Source organism: Dactylosporangium sp. NPDC050588 (assembly GCF_040654975.1).
Taxonomy (GTDB): Bacteria; Actinomycetota; Actinomycetes; order Mycobacteriales; family Micromonosporaceae; genus Dactylosporangium; species Dactylosporangium maewongense.
Genome location: NZ_JBFAJA010000193.1, coordinates 1 through 4,295, shown reverse-complemented (window position 1 = coordinate 4,295; position 4,295 = coordinate 1). Strand labels below are relative to the sequence as shown.

The following is a 4,295-nucleotide window of genomic DNA, read 5'->3' as shown; positions in this document are numbered from 1 at the left end:
TTGATCTCGATGTGGCCGTTGATGTCCTTGCCGTCGATGACCGTCCCGGCGACCGTGATCGTCATCGGTCCGGTGTACGGCGTCAGCGTCACCTTCTTGCGCGTGTCACCGGGCAGGCCCTGCGGGTAGCCGGTGTTGTGCGCGGCCGGGTACCCGGCGACCGTGTAGGTCGCCGGCACGCCACCGCCGCCACCGGGCGCGGGCGGCTTGGCGCTGGTCGAGCTGCCGGCGCTCTTCGACGGCGACGCCACGGGCGACGCGGACGTCGACGGCGCGGTGCCCGTGCCGGCCGAGCCGGAGGGCTGCGCGCCGCTCGCCGAGGGGCGGGGCGCCGAGCCGGTCGCCGGCAGATCCTTGCAGGCGCTCAGCGCGCCGGTGGCGAAGAGTGCCGCGGCGACGAGGCCCACGCTCGTGCGGCGTAACGGGCGGCGGTTGGTGGAAGCGTTGTCGGGCGTGCTCATGTGCTGGGAATCCTCCCGGATCAGTCGACATCCGTCAGTCGACGCGGCACGTTGGCCTGTCGGAGCTTTTCGGCGTGAATGCTCGGTTGGTGATTCCGCTCCTTACTTTCGACTGCATATGTCTGGCGAGAAACCGGGCGCGATTCATTCTCGGCAATGCCGTCAAGATCGGCGTTCGGTACATCGCTCGCAACCTTGCGTAACCGTTTTCCGGGTCGAAGCATCCCACGCTTCGCCAGGGGAGTGAAACCCTACGGAGTGCCGTTGTGGCAACCTTTAGGATTCTTAAGTCACGCCTAAGAAATAGCACGACTGGAAAGCCGCACGATAGCCCTGGATCGGGCATATCGACGCGCGCCGAGAGTGGTCCAGATCACTCAATCGTGCACGCGGTCGGTATGGCGCCTTCAAGGTCGCCACGTTGCGCTGAACCATACAGCCAGTACACCGTCTGGCCTAGTCATGGCGGGTGTGATCTAGCCGATCACCTCATGCGGCAGCGCCCGGGCGGCCACCCGAGCGCTGACAGAACCGAAATGTCCGAAAAAACGGAGAAACGGAGAAGCTAGGAGCGGAACGGGTCGTGGTCGGTCAGCAGCTTGTCCAGGCGCGCCTGATCCACCCGCTGGACGACGCCCGCGGACTCCTGGTGGTCACGGACGCACTTGGCAAGGGTGAACGCCGACGTGACGGTGTAGAGCAACCCGATGGCGAGAAACGCACGCATCCACTGGTTGACCGGCAGGTAGGCGATGCCGATACCGAGGCCGACCACCGCGACCCCGAACGAGACCGCGGACTGCAGGAAGAATGCCGTGGTGGTCTTCGTGGGCACTGGTGTTGTCATGCGGACGAGTCTCGTCCGCCACGTGGCGAAAGGCCTGAGTAGGACTACTCAACCAGGGCAGGTACCGGAAGCTCGATCTTGTGAGCCCGCTGCCACGCCGAGACCACCTCGTCGGTGACGTGCACCCGGAAGTAGTCGTTGGCGCTCAGCCGCGCGGTCACCGGCTCCTCACCCTCGGCCAGCAGGCTGGCGGGCACGAGACGGAACTCGTTCTGCACGGCGGCGCTGAGCCTGCGGTGGCCGTCGATGACGTAGTAGTCCGGCCCGGAGTGCCCGATCGTCAGCGGCTCCAGCGCCTCCGGCCCGGCGTCGCCGATCGAGGCGACGAAGGCGCCGTCCACCGAGTCCAGGGAGTCCAGCGAACGGGTCGGGTAGATCCGCATCGGGTCCAGCAGCAGCAGCGGCGGCCGCTCGCGGAGGATGTCGCCGCCGAGGCGGCCCTCGAAGGCGTCCACGATCATCGCGACGATGTCGTCCGGCCGCGCCCGCGTGCTGTCGCAGACCAGGTCGTAGTTGCGCAGGCGCAGCTTGTCGGCGCCATACCTGGTCAGGAACCGCACCCGCTCGCTCTCGCTGCGGCCGTGCAGGCGCTCCTTGGCCTCCTCCAGCGTCGCGTAACGCTCCACCTCGCTGTGCGGGCGGGCAAGGACGCGGCGGGCCGCCTCGTTGGGCTCGGTGATGAGGTGCACCTTGAATGCGTCGTGGAAGAAGAACCACGCGAGCCGGCTGTCGACGATGAGCTGCTCACCGGACTTGGCGATGTTGCTCTGCAGCTCGTCCACCGCGCTGTCGATCGCGTCGTCGAGCTCGGCGTGGAGGTTGAGCTGGAGCGCGGTCATGCCACGTTCCTCGGCCATCTGCCGGTACATGTCGCCGACGCTGATGCGCCGCAGTCCGAGCCGGCCGGCGAGCTCCACCGAAACGGTGCTCTTGCCACTGCCGAGGTCGCCGTTGATGACGACGGACCGGTGATTGCTCATGCGCAACTCTCTAGGTAGACCCGCGGGGCAGTCCAGGTCAGGAGCCTAACACGCCCACGTTGCGCGCTTTTCAAGGCGTCAAGAGCCGAATTCCGAATTGCATTCTGATAGTCAATGGAATCGGCCGTATCGTTCGAGCGCCCGGAGCAGCTCCGGTTCCGGGGGTTCGCCGGTGTACGACGAAAGCTCCGCCTCCAGATATGGCAGCAGCCGCGGATCGCCCGTCGCGGCGGCGAGCTCGCACAACGCCTCGAAGATGATGAGCAGGTCGGCGACGGGATCCGGGTCCGCCAGGAACGACAGCAACCGCGGCATGGCCCGCTCGTCCCCGCGGACCGCCAGGCCGTGCACCGCCTCGGCGCGGGGGTCGGTGTCGTCGTCGAGCCGGGCGGCCAGCGCCTCGCGCAGCGCGGGGAAGTCGGCGTCGCTCTGCCGGGCGAGGCCGAACGTGGCCCAGTCGCGCACGCCGGGCTCGACGTCGGCGGACAGCTCGATCAGCGCGTCGAGGGCGGCCCGGGTCTCGCGGCCCAGCAGCCCGAACACGACGCCGCCGCGCACGTCCGCGTCCGGGTGGGCGCGCAGCCGCACCAGCGGCGCGACGCTGTCCTCGCCGGCCATGTGCCCGAGCGCCACGGCGAGGCTGTACAGGACCGCCGGGTCGTCCTCACGCGCGATCATCGCCAGCAGCAGCGCCGTCGCCTCGTCCCGGAACGGCCCATCGGCGGCCCTGCGGCCAGGCGTGGCCCGGCGGCCAGAAGCGGCCTCACCATCGGGAGCGGCGCCGAGGCCGGAAACGCCCCCGCCATCAGGAGCGGCCCCGAGGCCGGAAGCGGCCCCGAGGCCGGAAGCGGCCCCGAGGCCGGAAGCGGCCCCGGGGTCGGGAACGGGCGTGCCGAGCGCGGTGCCGAGCTGGCCGAGCACCTCGGCGGCGAGCTCGCGGCGGGACGGCTCGGCGGCCCGCCCGAGCCGGGCGGCGATCCGGAGCGCTTCCCTGCCGCCGTGGAAGTGCAGGTGCGTGACGAGCTCCCACGGGCGGTCCTCGCCGGCCCGCAGCGCCTCCTCGAAGGCCCACGCCACGTCCGGTCGCACGACCGCCATCGTGGCCGTCGGGGTCGCGGGCGGCAACACGGTTTACGGCACGGGGTCCTTGGTGCCGTGCGGGGTCGACGGGTTGCAGCGCCGGATGCGGGCCGCGGTCAGCCGGGAGCCCTCGACGAGCCCGTACCGCCGGACGGCCTGCAACCCGTAGTCGCTGCAGGTCGGGAAGTGCCGGCAGTGCGTCGGCAGGTGCGGCGACAGCCAGCGCTGGTAGCCGCGGATCGCGGCGACGCCCGCGCGGCCGGGGCCGGTCGTGGTGCGGCGCGGTGCCCGCCGGGGCGCGGCGATCGCCATCAGGCCGAGCAGCGAGCCGAGCATGAACGGGTTGCAGTCGCAGGCGTCGCAGTCGCACCCGTCGCCGCTGTCGCGGTTGCGGCGGCGCTGCTGCTGATTCTGCTGGTGCTGGTTGTGTTGCTGCTGTTGCCGGCGGCGGCGGTCGCGGCGGTGCCGCCAGATCGCCACGGCGTCTCCGATTCCGATTCGCGCCATAGGCGGCATTGTGTGGCCGGTCGTCCGTGTGATCAAGGACCGGTCGTGTTTCTTACTGAATAAACACCAAAACGCACCCGGATGGCCGACTTCGTTCGGGCGGCCGGGAATGTCCGGACAGTCCCGGACACCCGAACGAAGTCGAACAACCGAGTGCGTAGGCGATCTGAACAGCTCTGGTGGGTCGCCGGCCCCAGGGGCTGAATCCAGGGGCCGGCGCGGTCAACCACACCGTCAGGAGCTTCGGTCGTGCGGGGCTCAGCTGCCCGCGATGGCCGGGCCACCGTCGGTGTGCAGCTCGGTCGCCGAGCCGAACGCGCTGTCCAGGCGGGCCTGCAGGGCCTCGAGCTCGTGGAACTCGCTCGAGGACGCCGACTCGGAGCCCTCGGCGGCGAACACGTGGTCCGTCTCGGCGGCGGA

Annotated in this window: 4 protein-coding genes and 1 pseudogene; all 5 read right to left on the bottom strand. The window is 69.9% G+C overall.

The window, feature by feature from the left end; all coding sequences use genetic code 11:
• Positions 1–461: pseudogene (locus AB0I21_RS57100) on the bottom strand (hypothetical protein); the annotation flags it as partial.
• A 565-nt stretch (positions 462–1,026) separates the two neighbouring features.
• Positions 1,027–1,308, bottom strand: a complete 282-nt coding sequence (locus tag AB0I21_RS57095; RefSeq protein ID WP_344510446.1) for a YiaA/YiaB family inner membrane protein — start codon at positions 1,306–1,308, stop codon at positions 1,027–1,029.
• 44 nt (positions 1,309–1,352) lie between these two features.
• Positions 1,353–2,288 carry an AAA family ATPase gene (locus tag AB0I21_RS57090; RefSeq protein WP_344510445.1) on the bottom strand — a complete coding sequence of 312 codons (936 nt, stop codon included), beginning with the start codon at positions 2,286–2,288 and terminating at the stop codon, positions 1,353–1,355.
• Between the two features lie 111 nt (positions 2,289–2,399).
• Positions 2,400–3,377: a HEAT repeat domain-containing protein gene (locus AB0I21_RS57085; RefSeq protein ID WP_360574397.1), complete on the bottom strand. Its 978-nt coding sequence runs from the start codon at positions 3,375–3,377 to the stop codon at positions 2,400–2,402.
• Between the two features lie 42 nt (positions 3,378–3,419).
• Positions 3,420–3,875: a membrane protein insertion efficiency factor YidD gene (gene yidD, locus AB0I21_RS57080; protein ID WP_360574395.1), complete on the bottom strand. Its 456-nt coding sequence runs from the start codon at positions 3,873–3,875 to the stop codon at positions 3,420–3,422.
• Positions 3,876–4,295 lie beyond the last annotated feature (420 nt).

What these genes read in the sequence shown, in the direction of transcription:
- AB0I21_RS57095 (WP_344510446.1), bottom strand. Translation starts at nt 1,308, where the DNA reads ATGACAACACCAGTGCCCACGAAGACCACCACGGCATTCTTCCTGCAG.
- AB0I21_RS57090 (WP_344510445.1), bottom strand. Translation starts at nt 2,288, where the DNA reads ATGAGCAATCACCGGTCCGTCGTCATCAACGGCGACCTCGGCAGTGGC.
- yidD (WP_360574395.1), bottom strand. Translation starts at nt 3,875, where the DNA reads ATGGCGCGAATCGGAATCGGAGACGCCGTGGCGATCTGGCGGCACCGC.